A 720-nucleotide genomic window follows, 5' to 3' on the forward strand; every position below is an offset into this window, starting at 1 on the left:
AGTCTCTATCGATACTTTTGGTGTACAACCAGACCACGGCCTACGAGATTCTCCTTCGTCTCGTTGTCTGGCAAATGTGCATCAGAGACAGCTGTCGCTGCCAAATAAGTTATACATCCTTGATCTGTTTTTTTTTTGTCGGCAGGTTCCGGCGGGGGCCGTGGTGGCGGTCGGCGGCCGGGACACGGCCTGGACGCGTGGTGAGTGCGCGTTCGTGATCTTCGTCGGTGAGACGGGGGCGGCGCGGCTGCATTACGTGATGACCGAACCGGCGGGGCCGACATGGCTGCGGTCAGTGAAGGTGCGCGAACGGCGACGGCGTCGGGTGCTGCGGGCGGTGGCGGGGTGCGGCGTGCTGGAGGGCGCGGGGCCGCGTGCTGCGCGGGCCGCTGCCGGTGGCGGCTTGGTGAGCGGTGATTCGTCGCCGTTCGGGTGGCTGCATGTGGCGACCGCGAAACGATCGGTGTGGACCGATCTGCCCGCAGATGGCCGGGTCGGCGGGGTCGCGGTGCGTGATCTGGTGGTGGGGCTGGTCCCGGCGGCGGTCTGGCGAGAGCTGGACCTGCTGCGGACTGAGGCGTGGCATCGGTGGGCCGAAAGTGTGCGGCTGCTCGGCGCGCCGATGGAGCGTACCCACAGAGACCTCCACTTGCGGGACGTGGGCCGCCTGGACGCTGACGGCACCCGCCCCGACACCGGCCGGACGGGACCGGGCGGGGA

The 720-nt window shown here is 68.2% G+C and carries 1 protein-coding gene; it reads left to right on the forward strand.

Going from position 1 to position 720, the window contains the following annotated elements:
- Positions 1-163: 163 nt before the first annotated feature.
- On the forward strand, positions 164-720 hold a 557-nt coding region (locus tag E1287_RS43395; protein ID WP_131972025.1), incomplete at its 3' end, for a hypothetical protein.

It is taken from the genome of Actinomadura sp. KC06, from assembly GCF_004348735.1.
GTDB lineage: Bacteria > Actinomycetota > Actinomycetes > Streptosporangiales > Streptosporangiaceae > Spirillospora.